General features: G+C 66.6%; 21 protein-coding genes. 17 read left to right on the top strand and 4 right to left on the bottom strand.

What is annotated here, in order from left to right:
• Positions 1 to 10: 10 nt before the first annotated feature.
• From ACQCSV_RS13045 to ACQCSV_RS13010, 8 genes are all read left to right on the top strand, one after another.
• A complete protein-coding gene (locus ACQCSV_RS13045) occupies positions 11 to 1,711 on the top strand; it encodes a hypothetical protein (protein ID WP_354153631.1) in 1,701 nt (566 codons plus the stop codon).
• A gap of 65 nt (positions 1,712 to 1,776) precedes the next feature.
• Complete coding sequence (locus ACQCSV_RS13040) at positions 1,777 to 2,784, top strand: co-chaperone YbbN (RefSeq protein WP_426938544.1); 1,008 nt, start codon at positions 1,777 to 1,779, stop codon at positions 2,782 to 2,784.
• The gene (locus tag ACQCSV_RS13035; RefSeq protein WP_426938543.1) at positions 2,784 to 3,881 is read left to right on the top strand and encodes an NADH:flavin oxidoreductase/NADH oxidase; all 1,098 of its coding nucleotides are present in this window, start codon (positions 2,784 to 2,786) and stop codon (positions 3,879 to 3,881) included. Before ACQCSV_RS13040 ends, ACQCSV_RS13035 begins: the two co-directional genes overlap by 1 nt.
• Before the next feature lie 72 nt (positions 3,882 to 3,953).
• The gene (locus ACQCSV_RS13030) at positions 3,954 to 4,760 is read left to right on the top strand and encodes an ABC transporter ATP-binding protein (protein WP_354153634.1); all 807 of its coding nucleotides are present in this window, start codon (positions 3,954 to 3,956) and stop codon (positions 4,758 to 4,760) included.
• On the top strand, positions 4,742 to 6,313 hold the full coding sequence (locus tag ACQCSV_RS13025; protein ID WP_354153635.1) for a transporter: 1,572 nt from the start codon (positions 4,742 to 4,744) through the stop codon (positions 6,311 to 6,313). The genes ACQCSV_RS13030 and ACQCSV_RS13025 overlap by 19 nt, the downstream gene beginning before the upstream one ends.
• A gap of 31 nt (positions 6,314 to 6,344) precedes the next feature.
• Positions 6,345 to 7,127, top strand: a complete 783-nt coding sequence (gene nagB, locus ACQCSV_RS13020) for a glucosamine-6-phosphate deaminase (RefSeq protein ID WP_354153636.1) — start codon at positions 6,345 to 6,347, stop codon at positions 7,125 to 7,127.
• A 122-nt stretch (positions 7,128 to 7,249) separates the two neighbouring features.
• Positions 7,250 to 7,591: a DUF3039 domain-containing protein gene (locus ACQCSV_RS13015; RefSeq protein ID WP_354153637.1), complete on the top strand. Its 342-nt coding sequence runs from the start codon at positions 7,250 to 7,252 to the stop codon at positions 7,589 to 7,591.
• On the top strand, positions 7,591 to 9,375 hold the full coding sequence (locus ACQCSV_RS13010; protein ID WP_354153638.1) for a DEAD/DEAH box helicase: 1,785 nt from the start codon (positions 7,591 to 7,593) through the stop codon (positions 9,373 to 9,375). Before ACQCSV_RS13015 ends, ACQCSV_RS13010 begins: the two co-directional genes overlap by 1 nt.
• Positions 9,376 to 9,461: 86 nt before the next feature.
• Here ACQCSV_RS13010 and ACQCSV_RS13005 read toward each other — a convergent pair whose 3' ends face one another.
• Both ACQCSV_RS13005 and ACQCSV_RS13000 read right to left on the bottom strand, forming a co-directional pair.
• Positions 9,462 to 10,094: an isochorismatase family protein gene (locus tag ACQCSV_RS13005; protein ID WP_193342345.1), complete on the bottom strand. Its 633-nt coding sequence runs from the start codon at positions 10,092 to 10,094 to the stop codon at positions 9,462 to 9,464.
• Complete coding sequence (locus tag ACQCSV_RS13000) at positions 10,094 to 11,422, bottom strand: nicotinate phosphoribosyltransferase (RefSeq protein ID WP_426938542.1); 1,329 nt, start codon at positions 11,420 to 11,422, stop codon at positions 10,094 to 10,096. The genes ACQCSV_RS13005 and ACQCSV_RS13000 overlap by 1 nt, the downstream gene beginning before the upstream one ends.
• Positions 11,423 to 11,533: 111 nt before the next feature.
• On the opposite strand from ACQCSV_RS13000, the gene clpS reads away from it, so the two are divergent.
• The 6 genes from clpS (at position 11,534) to rdgB (ending at position 15,930) form a co-directional block, all read left to right on the top strand.
• Positions 11,534 to 11,926, top strand: a complete 393-nt coding sequence (clpS, locus tag ACQCSV_RS12995) for an ATP-dependent Clp protease adapter ClpS (RefSeq protein ID WP_354153640.1) — start codon at positions 11,534 to 11,536, stop codon at positions 11,924 to 11,926.
• Positions 11,919 to 12,485: a DUF2017 domain-containing protein gene (locus ACQCSV_RS12990; protein WP_426938541.1), complete on the top strand. Its 567-nt coding sequence runs from the start codon at positions 11,919 to 11,921 to the stop codon at positions 12,483 to 12,485. The genes clpS and ACQCSV_RS12990 overlap by 8 nt, the downstream gene beginning before the upstream one ends.
• A gap of 69 nt (positions 12,486 to 12,554) precedes the next feature.
• Complete coding sequence (gene murI / locus ACQCSV_RS12985; RefSeq protein ID WP_354153642.1) at positions 12,555 to 13,622, top strand: glutamate racemase; 1,068 nt, start codon at positions 12,555 to 12,557, stop codon at positions 13,620 to 13,622.
• Positions 13,619 to 14,416, top strand: coding sequence for an MBL fold metallo-hydrolase (locus tag ACQCSV_RS12980; RefSeq protein WP_282328972.1), 798 nt, complete (start codon positions 13,619 to 13,621; stop codon positions 14,414 to 14,416). Before murI ends, ACQCSV_RS12980 begins: the two co-directional genes overlap by 4 nt.
• 87 nt (positions 14,417 to 14,503) lie before the next feature.
• Entirely contained in the window at positions 14,504 to 15,262 is a 759-nt protein-coding gene (gene rph, locus ACQCSV_RS12975) for a ribonuclease PH (RefSeq protein ID WP_056349350.1), read from the top strand.
• 11 nt (positions 15,263 to 15,273) lie between these two features.
• Positions 15,274 to 15,930 (top strand): RdgB/HAM1 family non-canonical purine NTP pyrophosphatase, encoded by a 657-nt coding sequence (rdgB, locus tag ACQCSV_RS12970; RefSeq protein WP_354153643.1) that lies wholly within the window; start codon positions 15,274 to 15,276, stop codon positions 15,928 to 15,930.
• Positions 15,931 to 16,031: 101 nt separating this feature from the next.
• On the opposite strand, the gene ACQCSV_RS12965 is transcribed toward rdgB, so the two are convergent.
• Positions 16,032 to 16,805: a DedA family protein gene (locus tag ACQCSV_RS12965; protein WP_426939565.1), complete on the bottom strand. Its 774-nt coding sequence runs from the start codon at positions 16,803 to 16,805 to the stop codon at positions 16,032 to 16,034.
• Positions 16,806 to 16,983: 178 nt separating this feature from the next.
• Here ACQCSV_RS12965 and ACQCSV_RS12960 point away from each other — a divergent pair, with 178 nt between their 5' ends.
• Entirely contained in the window at positions 16,984 to 17,976 is a 993-nt protein-coding gene (locus ACQCSV_RS12960) for an exonuclease domain-containing protein (protein WP_354153644.1), read from the top strand.
• Between the two features lie 66 nt (positions 17,977 to 18,042).
• Entirely contained in the window at positions 18,043 to 18,561 is a 519-nt protein-coding gene (locus ACQCSV_RS12955) for a DUF4395 domain-containing protein (protein ID WP_354153645.1), read from the top strand.
• On the opposite strand, the gene ACQCSV_RS12950 is transcribed toward ACQCSV_RS12955, so the two are convergent.
• A complete protein-coding gene (locus ACQCSV_RS12950) occupies positions 18,548 to 19,630 on the bottom strand; it encodes an ADP-ribosylglycohydrolase family protein (RefSeq protein WP_354153646.1) in 1,083 nt (360 codons plus the stop codon). The two genes, ACQCSV_RS12955 and ACQCSV_RS12950, sit on opposite strands and share 14 nt — an antisense overlap.
• 143 nt (positions 19,631 to 19,773) lie before the next feature.
• On the opposite strand from ACQCSV_RS12950, the gene ACQCSV_RS12945 reads away from it, so the two are divergent.
• On the top strand, positions 19,774 to 20,781 hold the full coding sequence (locus ACQCSV_RS12945; RefSeq protein WP_354153647.1) for an aquaporin: 1,008 nt from the start codon (positions 19,774 to 19,776) through the stop codon (positions 20,779 to 20,781).
• Positions 20,782 to 20,797: the final 16 nt, after the last annotated feature.

The following is a 20,797-nucleotide window of genomic DNA, read 5'->3' as shown; positions in this document are numbered from 1 at the left end:
GGTGTTTCCTTTGCGCTTCAAGACTGCAGTTGCACTCGTGCTGCTCGGCCTCCTGACACTTCTGGCCGGAATCGGCCAAAAGACAATCTGGGCTCCCTCCGATACCTTCACGGCTTCCGTCCCGGCAGATGCCGCGGAGGCTCCACTGGCCGTCATCGACCAGAACCTGCGCACCGCGCAGGGCGGAACGGTGAAGATCAAAATCGAGGGCGACGGCAACTTCCTGCTCGCCGTCGGCCGGCCTGACGACGTGGATGCCTGGGTGGGCCCGACGGCCCACAACACCATCACGGGGGTTTCCGAGGACAACAAATCCCTGCAGGTTGAGCACACCGATGGCGACGCAACAGCGCCAAATCCGTCCAGATCCGATCTCTGGGTTTCCACTGAGAACTCGAGCGGTGAGCTGGAGTACTCGTGGACGCCGCCGGCCGACGGCGAATGGTCACTGCTGCTGGCGTCCGATGGCACCAAGCCCGCACCCTCGTCGATCTCAATGACGTTCCCGAACGACACCTCCACCCCGTGGGCCGTCCCGCTCATGGTGATTGGCGGCCTGCTGATCCTGGCCGGCGTCGCCCTGCTGGTCATGTCCGCCCGCAAGCGCGACGGTGACGGTGACGGCAAGGGCAGCCTGTTCGCCCGGCGTGCCCAGGCCAAGGCTGAGGCAAAGTCCTCCGCACGGCTCGGCATGGTTTCCGGCGGCATGGTCACCGCCGCAGTGACCGCCCTTGTTGTGGCCGGAACGGGTGTTGCTGCGAACGCGGCCACCACACCCGCCCCGGCGCCCGCCACCGGATCTGCGGCACCGGAGGCCGCCCAGACGGCCGCGCCGGTCCTTCTGGACGCCCAGTTCCGCAGAATCCTGGAGCAGGTCTCCAGCGCCACCGACGCCGGCGACGCCGCGAAGGACGCAGCCAAGCTTGCAGAGCGGGTCGCCGGGACGGAGCTTGAGGTCCGTACCCAGAACTACAAGATCCGTTCCCAGGTGGGCACCTATGAAGCCCGGATGCCCGTCCGTTCCACAAAGCTCCTCACCACGGTGGTCACCAGCGACCGGACCTGGCCCCGTTCGGTTCTCGCAGTTACGCAGGGTGACGGCAACGTCGTCCCGCAGCTGCTCACCCTCGTCCAGCCCTCCCCGCGGGAGAACTACAAGCTGACCGAGACCACCCCGCTGCAGCCGGGAACCACCTTCCCCGCCATCGTCCGAAACGGCACCGACACGCTCGCCGCCAACGACAAATCGGGTCTGCTGTACAGCGGTGAAGAGGCCTTGGCCGGGCTGGCCGACCGCCTGACCAATTCAGAGTCGAGCTTCAAGGACAAACTGGTGGAGGGCGCATCCTCGCCGTACATCGCCGACACGCTCTCGTACCAGGCCGAGGTGGTCAAGTCGGGCGAAAACGGGAACTTCTCCTTCACCCACAAGGTAGTGCCGGAAAGCACCGTGGTGTTCAGGACGGCTGACGGCGGGGCGCTGGTGCTGGGCCGGATCAACTTCGGCTTTGATGGCACGCCCAAAGCCTCCGGTGACAAGTTGACCATCGGCGACGACGCCGCGGCGCTCGCCGGCGGCAAGGAGACCACCACCGGCATGGTGCTGAACTTTGCAGAATCAATGGCGGTCTACGTCCCGCCGGCAGGTTCGACGGATCCCATCAAGCTGGTGGCCGCAACGCGAGGGCTGGTAGGCGCCAGCTTCAAATAGGCACGCAGGGTCCAGTCCCTGAAGCAGTACCCCCGGCAGCGGCCGGAGTGGCTAGAGTGGAAAGCATGAGTTCGCCAGCTTCCCGCCCAGTCCCTCCAGCCGCTGCCAGCCTGCTTAACCTGCGTGGCGCCGTCGACCTTTCAGCCCTGAAACAGCGCCAGGCACCTGCTGCGGCTGCCGGCAATCCGCCGGTTTCAGGGGACAAAGGTGCAAGCCCGGAGGCAGGTTCCGCAGCGCCCGACGACGGCGCGGCGCCGTTGCGGGTCACTGTCACCGAGGGCAATTTCCAGGAACTCGTGGAGCTTTCCGCCCAGGTGCCGGTGGTCTTCGCGCTGTGGGCGGCGTACTCGCCGGAATCCGCCGCGATGCTCGATGCGCTGGAGCGGGTCATCAACAGCTACGGTGGCCGCCTCGTATTGGGGGCGGCGGACATCGAAGCCTTCCCGCAGCTTGCACAGGCCTTCCAGGTCCAGGCCGTGCCCACCGCCGTCGCCGTGCTCAAGGGCCAGCCCGTACCGCTCTTCCAGGGTGGCGCCGATGAAGCCCAGATCCGGCCACTCCTGGATGAACTGCTCAAAGTGGCGGCCGCCAACGGTGTCACGGGCAGCCTCGGCGGGGGCGGTACGCCGCCGGAAACCGAACCCGCGCCCCTTCCGCCGCTGCACCAGGCCGCCTTCGACGCCATTGAGGCAGGCGACTACGAGGCAGCAGCCGTAGCCTACCGCCAGGCCCTGCTGGAAATGCCCGCCGACGCCGAGGCCAAGGCAGGCCTCGCTCAGGTGGAGTTGATGGCCCGGCTCCAGTTGCTCTCCGCCGAGGACTCGGAAGCGTTGCGTACCGTCGGCGCCAACGAGCCTGACAACCTGGCTGCCCAGCTGGGCGTGGCGGACCTTGATGTGTCCGGCGGCCACGTGGAGGACGCGCTGAACCGCGTGGTCAGCTTCATCGGCCGGAACTTCGGCCCGGAACGGGAGACCGCCCGGGTACGACTCCTGGAACTCTTTGACGTGGTGGGTACCTCCGACCCCCGGGTTGCCAAGGCACGCCAAGGACTCGCCAGGGTGCTTTTCTAGTGCCGGCCCTGTTCCAGCCGCTCAGGCTCCGTTCCCTGGAGCTCACGCACCGCGGCTGGGTCTCCCCGATGTGCCAGTACAGCTGCGGGCCCGACGGCGCCCCGGGGGTTCCGAACGACTGGCACCTGATGCATCTGGGCTCCTTCGCCGCGGGCGGCGCCGCGTTGATCCTCACCGAAGCGGCAGCCGTGAATGCAGCCGGCAGGATCAGCCCCCGGGACGCCGGGCTGTACAACGACGAGCAGGCCGAGGCCTGGCAGCGGATCACGTCGTTCGTGCACCGGCATGGCGCGGCGGAAACGAAGATCGGTGCCCAGCTTGCCCATGCAGGCCGGAAAGCGTCCACCTACTGGCCGTTCGCCGGGCAGCGGGGGAGCGTGCCGGAATCCGACGGCGGCTGGCCCACAGTGGGTCCGTCAGGGCTCGCTTTCGACGGCTATGCCGAACCCGCCGCAATGACCGAGGCGCAGATCCAGGACGTTATTGCCGATTTCGCGGCGGCCGCCGTGCGGGCGGTTGACGCCGGCTTCGATACTGTGGAAATCCATGGTGCGCACGGCTACCTCCTGCACCAGTTCCAAAGCCCGCTGATCAATACCCGGACGGATTCCTGGGGCAGGAACGAGGCTGGCCGCAACAGGCTGGTGCTCGCCGTCGTTGACGCCGTGCGCAGCATCATCCCTGAATCCATGCCCCTGCTGCTGCGGATTTCAGCCACGGACTGGGCGCCGGGCGGCGTCGATGCCCAGGCTTCGGTCCGGCTGGCCGCGCAGGCGGCGGAGCGCGGGGTGGACCTCATCGATGTCTCCAGCGGAGGGGCAGTTGCCCACCAGGACATCGATCCGGGTCCGGGTTATCAAACGGAGTTCTCCGCGCGCATCCGCCGGGAGGCCGGCGTCCCCACGGGCACCGTGGGCCTGCTGACCTCCGCGGGCCAGGCGGAGCATGCCGTGGCCACAGGGCAGGCTGACGGCGTGTTTATTGCCCGGGCCGCGCTCCGGGACCCGCACTGGTGGCTCCGGGCGGCTTTTGAACTTGGGCATGACCTCCCCTGGGCGCCACAGTACGAACGGGCCCTGCCGCGGCATTCGTTCTAGGCTCGCCTACGCCTTTGGCCTTACTCCTGCGGGTGGACCCGGTCGACAGGGTCCTGGGTCTAGGCTGGCGTTATGACTGCTCCGCATCCTGGTCCCCACTCTGATCCGGTGGCGCACACCGGGCCCGTGCCTGCCCTGTCCATCCGCGGGCTCGCCAAGCGCTTCGGTGAAAAAATCGCCGTCGACGGCATCAGCCTGGACGTTACGGCGGGTTCGTTTTTTGGCATTGTAGGGCCCAATGGTGCCGGCAAGACCACCACGCTGTCGATGGCCACCGGCCTCCTGCGTCCGGATTTCGGCACAGCCGTTGTGCACGGGGTGGACGTCTGGTCGCGTCCATTAGAGGCAAAGAAGCTGATGGGCATCCTCCCTGACGGCGTGCGCCTCTTTGACCGGCTCACCGGCGAACAGCTGGTCACCTATGCCGGGCTCCTGCGGGGGATGGACAAGGATGTGGTCGCAGCCCGGGTGGGTGAGCTGCTGGAGGCCCTTGACCTGGCGCAGGACGCCGGGACCCTCGTGGTGGACTATTCCGCCGGCATGACCAAAAAGATCGCCCTGGCCTCGGCCCTGATCCATGCGCCGCGGCTGCTGGTGCTCGATGAACCCTTCGAGTTCGTGGATCCTGTCTCGGCGGCCAACATCCGGTCCATCCTGGACAGTTATGTAGCGTCCCGCGGGACGGTGATCGTCTCGAGCCACGCTATGGACCTGGTCCAGCGCATGTGCGACCACGTCGCCGTGGTGGCGGCCGGACGGCTCCTCGCTGCCGGGACCGTGGACGAAGTACGTTCCGGGGCAACGCTGGAAGAAAGATTTGTCCAGCTTGTCGGCGGACGCAACCACACGGAAGGCCTGGAATGGTTGCGCACCTTCTAAGGCTGAAGCTGACCCTGCTGCGCAATGGCCTTCGCCGCAGTCCATGGCAGCTTGTGGGCCTGGCCATCGGCGGCCTCTACGCGCTCGGAATCGTAGGTGCTCTGGTGATGGCGCTGGTACTGCTGCGCCGGGCCGATCCGGAACTGGCCCACACGGCGGTGGTGCTGGGCGGGTCGGCAGCAGTCCTGGGCTGGGCGCTCATCCCGGTCGCAGTCTCCGCCGTGGACATGACCCTGGATCCTGCACGTTTCAGCACCTTCGCGGTGCCAATGCGCCAGCTGCTGACCGGACTGGCCCTTGGCGGCCTGATAGGCATTCCCGGGTTCGCCACGCTGCTAGTGTCCCTCGTTACCGTTTGGACCTTCTCGCACGGCCCGTTCGCCGCCGGTGCGGCCCTGGCGGGTGCTTCTGTTGGCGTCCTGACCTGCGTTGTAGTGTCCAAGGTGGTCACCACTGGAACCGCCAGCCTTGCATCGTCCCGCAGGTTCAAGGATGTCAGCTCCATTGCGTTCATGATCCCGCTGGTCCTGATGGGCCCCATCGTGGCCGGAATCGGCCGGGGAGTTGTGGCATCAGCGGGCTTCCTGCCGGATCTGGCAGCCACCCTGTCCTGGACGCCCCTGGGCGCGGCGTGGTCCCTCGGCGGCGATGTTGGGTCCGGACGCCCGGCGGAGGCTGTCCTGAAATTCCTCATCGCGGTGGCCACACTCGGTGCTCTTGCCTGGTGCTGGAAGATCCTGCTGGAACAGGCCCTGGTTACGCCGCCCTACGCCGGCAGTGGGAGCCGTAAGGGAGGGAAACTGGGCCTGTTCGCCCTGTTCCCAGCCACTCCGGCCGGGGCCGTGACGGCGAGGTCGCTTACGTACTGGCTGCGCGATCCCCGTTACGCCGGTTCCCTGGTGGTGGTCCCGCTGCTGCCCATCCTGCTGGTGTTCCAGGGCAGCAGGTCAGGTGATTACGGGTCACTGGCGTTCGCGGCACCCTTGGCAGCGTTCCTGCTGGCCTGGTCCATTTCGGCGGACGTCTCCTACGACAACACGGCCTTTGCCCTGCATGTGGCCATTGGCGTCCGCGGTGTGGCTGACCGGTTGGGGCGGGCGCTGGCCTGCCTGGCACTGGCGTTGCCTGTGGTGCTGGTCTTTGCGGTGGGCCAATGTTTCTTTACCGGCGGCTGGGCAGAACTGCCGGGCCAGCTGGGCCTGAGCCTGGGCATCCTGTTTACGGGCCTGGGGCTGTCGTCCGTGGTGTCGGCCCGCTACACCGTCACGGTCCCGTTGCCCGGCGACAGCCCGTTCAAAAAGCCTCCGGGCAACGTGGGCCAGACCATGGCCGTGCAGTTTGCCGGCATGGGCATCCTGGGACTGCTGGTCCTGCCGGAGATCGTCTTGCTGATAGCCCAGCGTGTTACCGGGAATCTCCTCTTCGGATGGGCCAACCTTGCAGTGGGCCTGTTCCTGGGGCTTGGCCTTTTTGTGGCCGGAGTAAGGTTGGGCGGAAAATGGCTTGACGCCCGTGGGCCTGAACTGCTGGCCCAGCTGACCATCAACCGCTGATTTCCGTATAGCACCAGAAAGGCGGCCGGACATGGAAGTCGTCATCCTTCCAGGCAGCAAACAGATCGGCATGCTGGCCGCTGACGCGATCGAGGCCCTGGTCCGGCGCAAGCCCGCCGCAGTACTGGGCCTGGCCACGGGGTCATCTCCGCTGCCCGTCTACGACGAGTTGGCGGCTAGGCACCAGCGTGACGGGCTGGACTTCAGCAAGGCCCACGCCTTTGCCCTGGACGAATACGTGGGGCTGGCCCACGGGCATCCGGAGTCCTACCGGGAAGTCATACGGCGGGAATTCACCAGCCGGGTCAACATCGACGAAGGTAACGTCCATACTCCCGACGGGGCGGCCGGGGATCTGGCCGCCGCCTGCCGAGCCTACGAAGATGCCATGCGGGCAGCGGGCGGGGTGGACCTGCAGCTCCTGGGCGTAGGTACGGATTGCCACATCGGATTCAACGAGCCCGGGTCCTCGTTCGCATCCCGGACCCGCATCAAAACGCTGATCGAGCAGACCCGCCGCGACAACGCCCGGTTCTTCACCAGCCTGGCAGAGGTGCCGCACCACGTGGTGGCCCAGGGTCTGGGCACCATCCTCGAGGCACGGCACGTTGTCCTCATCGCTACCGGGGCGCAGAAGGCGCCTGCGGTCCGCGACTTCGTGGAAGGACCCGTTGCCGCCATCTGCCCGGCTTCGGTCCTCCAGTTCCATCCGCACGCCACTATCCTGGTGGATGAGGCCGCGGCGTCGTCGCTTAAGCTCGCCGACTTCTACCGGCACACGTACGATCACAAACCTGACTGGCAGGAGCTGTAATTCCGGCCACACACTGCGGGCGGGCGGGAACCGGCGTTGCGGGGAACCGGCGACGACGGACGGTGCGGTGAGTGCAAAACGGTCCTCCCGCCGTCGAACGTCCGCCCTCCCGGGACGCTAAGATGGATGCCATGACTAGCATGACGGACCCTCTCGAGAACGACCCGATGCGCGAGCTTTCCGGGGCTGGAACGTCCACGGCAACCATCGAGCGCGAAGAGTTGCGCCAGGAAGTGGAGCCCGGTGACCGGGAACGCTTCTCGCACTATGTGCGCAAGGAAAAGATCATGGAATCCGCGCTGTCGGGTGATCCTGTCATTGCCCTCTGCGGCAAAGTGTGGACGCCGGGCCGGGATCCGCAGAAGTTCCCGGTCTGTCCCATGTGTAAAGAGGTTTATGACGGCCTCCGCCCGGGTAATGACGGCGGCAAGGGTCCCGGAGGGGACTCGGGCAACAACAAATAGTGACGGAGACGCTCTTTGGCGGCCCCACCCTGCCACCGGCTTATCCGGAACGCGCAGCCTGGGGAACCGCCCAAAAACTCCGTGCCTGGCAGCAGCAAGCCCTTGACCTCTACTTCAGGACCGATCCCCGCGACTTCCTGGCCGTAGCAACTCCCGGCGCCGGTAAAACTACCTTCGCGTTGCGCGTGGCCTCCATGCTCATCGAATCCGGGGCGGTCAACCGGGTCACCATTGTGGCGCCTACGGACCACCTGAAACGGCAGTGGGCCGACGCCGCGGCCAAGGTGGGCATCGCCATCGACCCCAACTTCAAGAACTCCGACGGCCAACACGGCCGCGGATTTGTTGGCGTGGCTGTCACCTACGCCCAGGTGGCGAGCAAGCCCATGCTGCACCGGGCCAAGACCGAGGCCGCCCGGACGCTGGTGATCCTTGACGAAATCCACCACGGAGGCGAAGCACTGTCCTGGGGCGATGGCCTCCGCGAAGCGTTTGACCCTGCGGCACGGCGGCTCTCCCTGACCGGGACGCCGTTCCGCTCCGACACCTCGCCCATCCCGTTTGTTGAATACGCCCAGGACAAGGACGGCATCCGGCGCTCGAAAGCTGACTACACTTACGGCTACGGCAACGCCCTGCGTGACCACGTGGTGCGCCCGGTCATGTTCATGGCCTACTCGGGCCAGATGCGGTGGCGCACCAGTGCCGGCGAGGAAATGGCGGCTTCCCTCGGCGAGGCCGCGGTCACCAAGGACATCACATCGCAGGCGTGGCGCACGGCTCTGAACCCGGCCGGGGAATGGATTCCGGCGGTCCTGGCGGGGGCGGACAAACGGCTCAGCGAAGTGCGCCGCACGGTTCCGGACGCCGGCGGGCTGGTCATCGCCACGGACCACGACGACGCCAGGGCCTATGCCGGGCAGCTGAAACGGATCACCGGCGAATCGCCCACCGTGATTCTTTCCGACGATGCCAAGGCCTCCAGCAAGATCGAGGAATTCACCGTGAGCGAGAAGCGGTGGATGGTAGCCGTCCGGATGGTGTCAGAAGGTGTGGACGTGCCCCGGCTGTCCGTCGGCGTCTATGCGACATCCACTTCCACACCGCTGTTCTTTGCCCAGGCGGTGGGCCGCTTTGTGCGTGCCCGGAAACGCGGCGAAACCGCTTCGGTCTTCCTGCCGTCCGTGCCGACGCTGATGGCCCTGGCCAACTCGATGGAGGCCGAACGCGACCACGCGCTGGACCGACCCGAGAAAGAGGACAGCGACGGCCTGTTCAATCCCGAGGACTCGCTGATGGAAGAGGCCAACCGGGAGGACAAGGCGTCCGACAGCCTCACCAAGGGCACGTTCGAGGCCCTCGACTCGCAGGCGTCCTTCGACCGGGTGTTGTTCGACGGCGGCGAGTTCGGCACCGGGGGTGAGGTGGGCTCGGAGGATGAACTGGACTTCCTGGGCATCCCCGGGCTGCTGGACGCCGAACAGGTGGGGACGCTGCTGCGGCAGCGCCAACACGAACAGCTCAACCGCAAAAACAGGCGCGCACCGGCAGCCGAGCCGGCCGCCGCGGCTCCGGCCATACCGGACCACCGGATGCTGATGGACCTGCGCAACGAGCTGGCCAAAAACGTGGCGGCCTGGTCGGCGCGGACCGGAACCCCGCACGGTGTGGTGCACACGAAGCTGCGGACGGTTTGTGGCGGCCCGCCGGTGGCGCAGGCGAACGAGGAGCAGCTCCAGTCCAGGCTGCGCAAGCTCCAGGACTGGTTCATCGGCCGTAAATAGCGGCCCAGGAAACAGCAGTGGCCCGGTGCTCTGCATCCTGGGCCATGCTTGTTATAGGTCCTGTATCAGGCGGCTGGTGCCAGGCGTCAGGAGACTTCGACGCCGCCGAGCTCCATCTCCGCAACGGCATCCTCCAGGTCCTCGGCGATGCCGGCGGTCAGTGAGCGGATGACCGTGACGGAGTAGCCGGCTTGGACCGCGTCCAGCGAGGTCGCCATCACGCAGTAGTCGGTGGCAATCCCCACGACGACAACGTCCTCCACATCGTGGCTTTGCAGCCAGTCGTCCAGCCCGATGGCGTTCTCCGCCGGCGCGTAGGCAGCTGCGTCAGCGGGCATGGCACCAGGCTGGCGTTCCCCGGTGGGGACGGCGTCCTCAGGGGCCAGCAGGCCCTCAAAGCCGGAATACGCCGCGGTGAACTGGCCCTTCTGGAAATAGGCCTGAATGTATTCGGTGTCCAGGTCCGGATGGAGTTCGGCTCCGCGCGTGCCGGCGACACAGTGCCGGGGCCAGCTGTCCTTGAGGTCGGGCGTGTCGGAAAAATGCGCCCCGGGATCGATGTGCCAGTCCTGGGTGGCAACAATGTGGTCGAACTCGTTGTGGTGGGCGTCCACGTACTCGCTGATGGCCCCGGCAGTATCGGCACCGCCGGCCACGGCCAGGGAGCCGCCCTCGCAGAAGTCGTTCTGCACGTCAACGATGATCAGGGCGCGGGACATCAGTTCTCCTCGTAGATGGTGGGGATGGCAGGCTCGCCGCGCTGCAGGCGGTTGACGACGCCGGGCAGTTCGGCCATGGTGTCCGCGTGCCGCTGGCGGGCGCGGACCACACCCTCGTGTCCGGTCCAGCCCGGCAGCAGTTCGCCGTTCTTCATAAACTGCTGAAGCAGCGGACGGTCGTTGCCGTCGTCTTCGGGACGGTGGCCGATGCCCACAATTTCCTGGGTAGCCACCCCCCGCTCGTTGAGCTTGCGCAGTGCGTACTTCCGTCCGCCCTTGCTGGTTTTGTTCTTGGCCGCCTTCGCCACGGAGACGAAGTTGCCCGCGTCGTCGGTCCGGCTGACGAGCTTGTAGACCATGCTCGCTGTGGGTGCCCCCGAGCCGGTAACCAGGGATGTGCCCACCCCGTATGAATCCACCGGCGCCGACTGCAGTGCGGCGATGGCGAACTCGTCCAGGTCCGAGGTAACCACAATCTTGGTGTTCACATTGCCGAGCTCGTCCAACAGTTGCCGGACCCACTGGGCCTGCGCCACGAGGTCCCCGGAGTCCAGCCGGACGCCGCCCAGTTTGGGCCCCGCCAACTCGACAGCGGCACGCACCGCCGCTTCGACGTCGTACGTGTCCACGAGCAGCGAGGTGCCGGGACCGAGGGAGGCGATCTGCGCCTCAAAGGCGTCCCGCTCGGTGTCATGCAGGAGTGTGAAGGAGTGCGCGGCGGTGCCAACCGTCTTGATGCCGTAGCGGATGCCGGCCTCAAGGTTGGAGGTGCTGTCGAAGCCGGCGATGACGGCGGCGCGGGCGGCCGCGGCTGCGGATTCCTCGTGCGTGCGGCGAGACCCCATCTCGATGCAGGGCCGGTTGCCGGCCGCGGTGATCATGCGGGATGCGGCGGAGGCGATGGCACTGTCATGGTTCAGGACCGAAAGCAGGTACGTCTCCAGCATGCAGGCTTCGGCAAACGTTGATTCGACAATCAGGATGGGGGAGTTGGGGAAGTATGCCTCGCCCTCCGGGTAGCCCCAGATGTCACCGGAAAAGCGGTAGGTCGCCAGATAGTCCAGGGTGTCCTGGTTGACCACGCCGGTCCGGGCCAGGAACTCCAGTCCCGCTTCGCCGAACCGGAAGTCGGCGATGCCTTCCAGCAGGCGGCCCGTTCCCGCCACAATCCCGTACCGCCGGCCGTCGGGCAGGCGCCGGGCAAAGGCCTCGAAGACCGACCGGCGGTGCGCGGCGCCTGAATGCAGCGATGCCTGCAGCATGGTCAGCTCGTAGTGGTCTGTGTAAAAGGACGTGCGGGGATGGTCCCAGCCGGCGGAGGTACTCACGAAATTCACTCTAGTCCCCACCGGCTCCCCCGTCTCGCTTCGCTTCGCCGCGGGGCCCTCGCCAGCGTGGGCCCAGCCGGCGTGGGCCCATACTCCCCATAGAATGGACAGATGACCTTAAGCGTTGCGCTCGGCCCTGATACACAGGAGGGCACCCGGACCGGGACAGAGGCGTCCACCGACTCCCTGACTGCCCCGGACATCCCGTGGAACCTGGTGATCTGGAACGATCCCGTCAACCTGATGAGCTATGTCAGCTATGTTTTCCAAAGCTATTTCGGCTACTCCGAGTCCAAAGCCAACAAGCTGATGATGGAAGTCCATAAAAAGGGCCGGTCCATTGTTGCCCACGGCAGCAAGGAACAGGTTGAGCGGCATGCCGTGGCCATGCACGGCTTCGGCCTCTGGGCGACCGTGGAGAAGGCCACCGGCGGGAATGGTGGAAGTTCCAGAAACACAGGAAAATCCGGCGGGTCCGGGCAGGGCAAGGGGAAACGTGGCTAAGGCATTCAAGTACGGGCTCAAGGGCATCACCGGGTTCCTGGAGCCCGCCGAACGGGAACTGCTCCGGAGCCTGATTGATGATGTCATCTCCATGCTCCAGCCGGTCGAACACGCCAGCCAGGATCCGCTGGCCGCCCTGATCGGACTGGACATGGATGTCCAGGAACCGACGGACCGTGCGGTTAAGCGGTTGCTGCCCAATGTGATGAAGAACGACGACGGCGCGTCCCTGGAGTTCCGCCAGCTCACCGAGCGCTCCTTGCGGGAAACCAAGATCGGCGCGCTGCGCGCTACCGCGCTGGACCTGGACAAGGACGAGGTGGTCCTCACCGCAGAAGGAGCCAGGCTCTGGTCCATGGCATTGAATGACGTGCGCCTGGTGCTGGCGGAGCGCCTGGACATCCGGGATGAAGAGGACGCCCAACACGTGCACCTGATGCAGGACTGGTCCCAGGCCGAGGACGTGGAAAGCTACCTCGCCCTGGTATACAACTTCACCACGTGGCTGCAGGAATCCCTGGTCCAGGCCATGCTCCAGTCCCTGGATTCCCGGGCCTGACCTGCTGTCACGTTCCGGAATACTACCCCCAATGTGACAAATTTGACATGAGTCGGGCGCCACAATGTGATGGCTGCGGCCCCGGGGAAGACCTATCCTCGAATAATCATGACTACAGCCTCGAGCATGGATCCGTCAGCCGCAGTCGCATCGGACTCCGCAGCCAGCAGCACCACCGGCCAGGTGGGGTCGCGCCCCATCGGCGTCTTTGATTCCGGTGTCGGCGGACTGACGGTGGCCCGTTCCATCATCGACCAGCTCCCCAACGAGTCCATCCTCTATGTGGGGGATACCGCCCACGGGCCCTATGGGCCGTTGCCCATCGCCGAAGTCCGTGCGAACGCACTCGGCGTGATGGACGAACTGGTGGACTCCGGCGTCAAGCTGCTGACCATTGCCTGCAACTCGGCGTCGGCCGCTGTCCTGCGGGACGCCCGCGAGCGGTACACCGCAAAATATGGCATTCCCGTCATCGAGGTGATCCAGCCGGCCGTCCGGCGGGCTGTCGCCGCTACCAGGAGCGGGCGTATCGGCGTCATCGGTACTTCCGCCACCGTTGGTTCGCGGGCTTACGAAGACACGTTTGCCGCCGCGCCGGATCTGGCGATCACCTCCGTGGCCTGCCCGGAGTTCGTGAGCTACGTGGAGGCCGGGATCACCACCGGACCCGCCCTGCTGGCCATCGCCGAAGAATACCTGGCGCCGTTGAAGGCGGCCGGCGTGGACACGGTGGTGCTGGGCTGCACACACTATCCGCTGCTGACCGGCGTCATTTCCTTCGTGATGGGCGACGCCGTCACCTTGGTGTCCAGCGCCGAGGAAACGGCCAAGGACGTGTACCGGGCCCTTGCCACCCACGATCTTCAGCGCACCGCCGCGTCCCCCCCGGAACACCACTTCATCGCCACCGGTGACGCCGGCCAGTTCGAAACGCTGGCCCGCCGGTTCCTGGGTCCGGAGGTCCTGTCCGTCCGGCACGTGGACCACGTGGCGGCCCAGTACCCCACCGGCAGCCTGGCGAGGATCACCCCCGAGATGATCGCCGCCGCGCAGGCCACCAGCGCCCGGCAGTCGTCGTCGGGACCCAGGATTTCGAACTTTGTAGGCGCCCACCGGGCCGGAGGTCCTCTCCTGTGAAGCTCACCATCGTCGGCTGCACCGGCTCCTTTCCCGGCCCCGGCTCGCCGGCGTCCTGTTACCTCCTGACCGCCAACGACGGCGAGCGGACCTGGAAGATCGTGATGGACCTGGGCAGCGGAGCGCTGGGCGCCATCCAGCGCTACACAGACCTTGAAGACATCGACGCGATCTTCCTCACCCACCTGCACCCGGACCACTGCATGGACCTGTGCGGGCTGCACGTGGCGGTCCGCTGGAAGCCCGGCGGCTGGGGACGCGGCAGGATTCCGGTCTGGGGGCCGGCCGCGACGGCGGACCGGATGGCCACCGCCTACGGCCTGGAGCTGGATCCGGGGATGCACGAGGAATTCGACTTTACGAACTGGACCGAACGGGAGTCCGTCACGGTGGGGCCGTTCACGGTGACGCCCTTTGCGGTGAACCATCCCGTGGAGGAGGCCTACGCCCTGCGGGTGGAAGTGACCGAACCGGACAAGCAGGGCAACCTGGTCAGCCGGGTCCTGACGTATTCCGGGGACACCGATTCCTGTGCCGGGCTGGAGGAAGCGGCAAAGGACGCTGACCTGTTCCTGTGCGAGGCCGCGTTTGAAGAAGGCCGGGACGACGACATCAAGGACGTCCACCTGACCGGAAAGCGCGCCGGTCAGGCTGCTGAGAGCGCAGGCGCACGCCGGCTGCTGCTCACGCACATCCCCGTCTGGACATCGCCCACCACTGTTATGGCCGAAGCGCGCCCCGTATTCGGCGGCGATGTGGCCGTTGCCGTGGCCGGTGTGCACTACACCGTCTGATCCCATGCTTGCCGGGTCCGCCGCCCTGCGTGGTTGGCTGCCCCGGCTGCGGCGGGACTGCTCGCCGCGAGTCGATAAGCTAAAGGCATGACTTCTGAAGCAACCGCAGTGCCCGTAGTGCGCGCCGATGGCCGCGCCCCCGACCAGCTCCGCCCCATCAGCATCACCCGCGGATGGTCCAAGCAGGCCGAGGGATCGGCCCTCATCGAGTTCGGCAACACCAGGGTCCTGTGCACGGCGTCCCTGACGGCCGGGGTGCCGCGCTGGCTCAAGGGCGAAGGCCGCGGCTGGGTCACGGCGGAATACGCCATGCTTCCCAGGGCAACCAACACCCGCTCCGACCGCGAGTCGGTCAAGGGCAAAATCGGCGGGCGGACCCACGAAATTTCCCGGCTGATCGGACGCTCGCTGCGTTCCATCATTGACACCAAGGCCTTGGGCGAAAACACGATCGTCCTGGACTGCGACGTCCTCCAGGCCGACGGCGGAACCCGCACCGCGGCCATCACCGGTGCCTACGTGGCACTCGCGGACGCCATCCGGTTCGCCCGCGACAACAAACTGATCGCCAAGAACGCCCAGCCCCTGATCGACACGATCGCAGCCGTTTCGGTGGGCATCATCGACGGTGTGCCCATGCTGGACCTGCCCTACGTTGAGGACGTCCGCGCCGAAACCGACATGAACGTGGTGGTCACCGGCTCCGGGAAGTTCGTGGAAGTCCAGGGCACCGCCGAGGGCGCTCCCTTCGACCGTGACGAGCTCAACCAGCTGCTGGACCTGGCCCTCATGGGCACCACCGCGCTGGCGGCGATCCAGCGCGAAACCCTCGCAGACGCACTGTGAACCCGAACGCCGTGAACGCTGAATCCGCTAGCGCGCCTGTGCTTCGCCTCGTCCTGGCCACGCACAACAAGGGCAAGCTCAAGGAGCTCCGCGAGCTGCTGCGCGGACAGGTCCCCGGGCTCGACGTCGACACCCAGGTAGTGGACGCCGCGGCGGCAGGTGCGCCCGACGTCGTCGAAACCGGTGTCACGTTCGCCGAGAATGCGCTGTTGAAGGCGCGGGCCGTGGCCGAAGCCACGGGCCTGGTGGCCATTGCCGACGATTCGGGGCTCGCCGTGGACGTGCTCGGCGGGGCGCCGGGTATCTTTTCCGCGCGCTGGTCCGGCCGGCACGGTGACGACGCCGCCAACCTGAGGCTCCTGCTTGACCAGCTCGCCGATGTCCCGGACGGGCACCGGGGGGCCGCATTTGTCTGCGCTGCGGCCCTGGCGGTCCCGGGGCCCGGTGCCGGGAGCCGCGAAGTGGTGGAGTACGGCCAGCTTGAGGGGACCCTCCTGCGCGAACCCCGTGGTGAGGGTGGCTTCGGCTACGATCCCGTGCTGCAGCCCGCCGGCGGGGACCGCAGCTGCGCTGAATTGTCAGCGGCGGAAAAGAACGCCATCAGCCACCGCGGGCAGGCCTTCCGTGCGCTGGTGCCGGCCATTGTCGACGCGCTGGCGCGGCAGTAAGGCCGTTCCGGAAACGCCTTAACAGCGAAGGGAGCCCCACCATGGTGGGGCTCCCTTCGCTTTGCCTTGGCTGCAGCGCCGCCCAGCAGCGCTGCAGGGAGCTAGTCCAGGTTAGTCTTGCGCTCTTCGTGGGGAGCCTGTTCCTCGATGAATTCGTCGACGGCGTCGGTGCCGAACTTAGCCGCCTGGCGCTTGGCGGAAATGCCGCGGAGTACTTCGATGCCGATGGGAATCACGGAGACCAGCACAATTGCGATAAAGATGATGTCCAGGTTCTCACGTACCCACGGGACCCTGTCACCGAGCAGGTAGCCCAACAATGTGACGCCGCTGCCCCACAGGACCGCGCCGATCACGTTGAACAGGAAGAACTTTTTCTTGTCCATCTGGGCCACGCCGACGATCACAGGCACGAAGGTCCTGATGATCGGCACGAAGCGGGCCAGGATCAGGGCCTTGCCGCCGTGCTTTTCGAAGAAAGCGTGGGCGTTCTCAACGCTTTCGCGCTTAAAGAGGCGGGAGTTCTGCTTGTTGAAGATGGCGGGGCCGGCCTTGGAGCCGATCAGGTAGCCGGTCTGGTTGCCGATGATGGCGGAAATAGTGATCAGGAGCGCCAGGAGCCAGACATTGAACTGGATGGTGTCCGTTGCCACCAGCAGCCCTGCCGTGAACAGCATCGAGTCCCCGGGAAGAAAGAATCCCACCAGCAGGCCCGTCTCCGCGAAGACAATTCCGCAGACCAGCAGCACCACCCAGGGCGCGAGTGCGGGATCGGCCAGGAAAATCTGGGGGTTCAGCCAGTCGGGCAGGAAGGAGGCCAGCTGCGGCTGGACCGGTCCTGCACCACCCAGCATGGGCGGGGCAAGGTCGCTGATCGCAAGAAAGTTCACCTCCTCAGGGTACTTGACGCACCTGGGCGTCCCTGTTGCATCAGCACCTCACGCTGCGGCGGGCGGTTCCGCAACCCCGCCACCCGGCGTCGGACGCGTGATCTGCGCGACAGGGCCGCCCCGGTGACACGGAGCGGCCGTGTCCGGCGGTAAAGTATGGGCCGTGGGTTTGGACTTTACGGCGATCGACTTCGAGACGGCCAATGGCTTCCGGGGTTCACCGTGCGCTGTTGGCCTGACGAAGGTCCGGGGCGGGCGCGTGGTGGATGAGGCGTCGTGGCTGATGCGTCCGCCGGTCAACCACGACCACTTCGAGTACCACAACGTCAGGGTCCACGGCATCAAGGCTACGGACGTGGCCGGCCGTCCCCGCTTCGGTGAGCTGTTCCCGGAGATTGGTGCCTTCATCGGGGACGACATCCTGGCGGCGCATAACGCGGCCTTTGACCTGGGCGTGATCCGGTCCGGGCTTGAGGTCTCCGGCCTGCCCGGGCCTGCCTACGACTACGTCTGCACGGTGATGCTGGCCCGGCGCTGCTACTCCCTGGTCTCCAATTCCTTGCCGTTCGCCGCGGAGGAAGCCGGCGTGCCGCTGGTTAACCATCACGACGCCGCAGAAGACGCCCGGGCCTGCGCCGGCATCCTGATCGATATCGCTGCGCGGAACAACGCCAACAGCATTGCCGAGCTCTACCTGTCGCTGGGTCTGGTCCTGCCGCATCAGGCGGCTTTTGACCCGGCGCACGATGTCCTGTCCAAAGCCAGCCTTACTGCACTTGCCGGTGCCGCTGGCGGAGGCAGCGCAGCGCTGGTCCGCCCGTTCGTGTCCGGGTGGCCGGAGGAGGGCGACAACCCCGTGCCCAATGCCGACGCCGAACCCTCCCACCCGCTGTACGGCCAGACCGTTGTCTTCACCGGCGAGCTCTCCATGGCCCGGCCGGAAGCGAAGGTGCGTTCCGCCGAGCTGGGTGCCCGGCCGGAAAGCCGGGTAACCGCCCGCACCACGGTGCTGGTGGTGGGTGACGGCTTTGTGGCCGCGGACCTGCGGTCCGGCAGGCTGACCGGCAAGGCCCGGCGCGTCCTGGAGCTCCATGACCGCGGCCAGCCCATTGAAGTACTCTCCGAAGGCGAGTTCCTGCAGATGGTGGGCGGCTGAGCCGCACTGCGTTCATCCGGCGCAACAAATCTTCCCTGCGGCGTGCCCGGCTCCTAGCCTTGCAGGATGAGCAAACTAACGGACGGCCAAACAACCGGAATCAACTGGTCCGCCGTGTTCGCCTTTCCCAACCCCGTCAATGAATACGCGGCCAGGATCACGGCCGGCCTGGTGGTGCTCCTCGCGGGCGCCACGCTGCTGAGCGGGTCCGTGTGGGGACTCGTGCTCATCGCCGCGGGCTTCTGGCTGCGGGTGCTCTTCGGCCCACGGATTTCGCCGCTGGCCCTGCTCTCCGTCAAGGTCCTGGCACCCCGGCTGGGCCGCGTTCGCCTGGTTCCCGGACCGCCCAAGCGTTTTGCCCAGGGCATGGGGACTGTAGTCTCCACCACGGCGCTGATCCTGTTCCTTGCCGGCGCCGCCCCGGCAGCGTGGATTGTGCTCGCGGTACTCATCGCGGCTGCCTCGCTGGAGGCCTTCGCCGGATTCTGCCTGGGCTGCGTTATCTTCGGAGTGCTCCAGCGCCGGGGCCTGATCCCGGAGGACATCTGCGAGGCCTGCAACAACGTCGCGCTCAAGCGGTCGTAACGCCCACCAGAAGGTCGGCCATGCCGCGGATGACGTCCAGCCCTTCGAATGCGTTGAGCCATTCCGGGGGCAGGCACTCTTCGCCGTAGTAGGCGCCCAGGATGTTTCCGGCGATGGATCCCGTGGTATCGCTGGCGCCGCTGTGGTTGACGGCGAGCGCCACGGCTGCCCGGAAATGGTCTTCCGGCGACAGGGTGGAGTCCGCATCCGGCGCTGTGGCCAGGACAGCGTAAAGCCCGACGGCGAACGCCTCCTCCGAGACCCAGCCCCCGCCGAGCTGCCGAACCAGTTCCTCCGGCGACAGGACGCCTGTTCCCGCACAGCGGATGGCCGCTTCAAACCGCTCGGGAAGTTCCGCCGCCACATCCTTCAGGCCACGGACTTCGGCCAGGACCGCTGCCGCCGCGTCCGGCAGGGTGTCACCGGCCACCAGGCGGTGGATCAGCAGGCTGAAGCTGCCGGCACTTTGCCGTGCGGACGGATGGCCGTGCGTCAGGGAGGCGGCGTCGGCACTTAACTTATAGACGGCGTCGGACGCTATGTAGGGAATCAGGCCGAACGGCGCGGACCGCATCACCGTTCCGCGGCCTTTCGACTCAGGGTTCACCGGCCGGTAGACCGTACCCATTTCACCGGTAGCCAGTCCGCTGATGCATGTCTTTTCCGGGGCGCGGCGGCGCCTCAGCACCTCGTTGCCGTCGATCCACCGCGGCGGCTGCGCCGGGGCCTGCGGTGGTACAGACTCACCCTGGGTGTCCAACCAGCGGAGATAAGCCAGCCACACGCAGGCGTTCGCATCGGCGCCCACGCCGTCATTGGCCCATTCGAGCACCTCCACCAGTCCGTCCACGGTGTACAGCGTCATCTGCGTGTCGTCCGAAAAGTGGCTGCCGCCGTCGAGCCCTGCCAGGTCCGTCAGGCCCGCCGGGCCGAAGCGCTGGCGGATGGCCTCGATCGAGTCGGACTCCACCGCGTAGCCCAGCGAGTCTCCTAAGGCGCCGCCCAGGAGGCAGCCGTGGATGCGTGACTTCAGCGGGGGTGCGGGAACGGCGCCCGGTTCAATGCTCATGACAGTAAATTTACCGTGGGGCGGTGGTGCAACGCGCCGGAGGTGCCACACCGTCCGTCCACTAAGCTCGGACTCAGCCAACGCCCAGAATCCCTTGGCAGAATGCAAAGGCACCACACCCCAACGTTAAGGATTGCCCCACCATGACCACGCCTGTGCCCGTCCACCGTGACCCCGCCCCCGGGCTGACTGCCGGCAGCGGTGCCGAAATCCGGCACGGGCTGGTGTCCAGGCTGTCTGCGGAAGCCTTTGGCAGCCTTTTCATCGTGGTGGCAGGCCTGGGCGTGCCGCTGTTCTCCATCCCGCAGTCCAGCCCGCTGCCCGCCGCCCTCGCAGCAGGCCTGGCAGTGACTGCGGCGATGCTGGCCTTCGGCTACGTTTCCGGCGGACACTTCAACCCGGCGGTGACCGTTGGCCACGCCGTTGCCGGCCGGATCCGGCTCGGTGACGCCGCTGCTTACATCGGCGCGCAGCTGGTGGGCGGGCTCCTGGGCGCCCTCGCCCTCTTCGGCATCCTGCGCACACTGCCGGGCATCCAGGACAGCCGCACGGCGTTCGACACCGTGACCGCCGGATTCGGCGAACATTCCATCATCCAGGCGCCCCTCGCCGGCGTGCTCCTGCTGGAAGTACTTGGGGCCGCCATCCTGGTTGCAGTCTTCCTGGGCACCACTGCGCGCAACAACGTCAGCAAGACGGCAGCCGCCGTAGCCGTGGGCCTCTCCGTCGCCGTCCTGCTGCAGCTGGGCCTCTCCGTGGGCAACGCACCGTTCAACCCCGCCCGTGCCACTGCCTCGGCCCTCTTCAGCTCCAGCTGGTCCCTAGAGCAGCTGTGGCTGTTCTGGGTTGCTCCCTTGGCGGGCGCGGCCATCGCCGGGCTGGTCTTCCGCGGGTTCGCTGAGCCGGTTGTTTCCGTAACTGCTTCGGCCGCTGGCGGGTCAGTGCCTGACGACAGCGACGCCGACGATGTTGAGGATTTTGACGACGAGGATGTTGACGTCGATACCAACGATGCCGACGTCGCCGACGAGGCCGCTACGGTGCCTGCAACGGCAGCTGCCCCGGTGAAGGCCGCACCGGTTCATTCCACCGCGGACCAGCCGGACAGCCGCGACGAGGCCCAGGATTTCTTCGACGGAAAGCGCAGCTAGCTGGCCTGACTGGGCC

Origin of the sequence: Pseudarthrobacter sp. S3 (assembly GCF_050156905.1) — a bacterium.
Taxonomy (GTDB): Bacteria; Actinomycetota; Actinomycetes; order Actinomycetales; family Micrococcaceae; genus Arthrobacter.
Note: the sequence above shows the minus strand (reverse complement) of the source record. Positions and strands in the feature narration are given on the sequence as shown.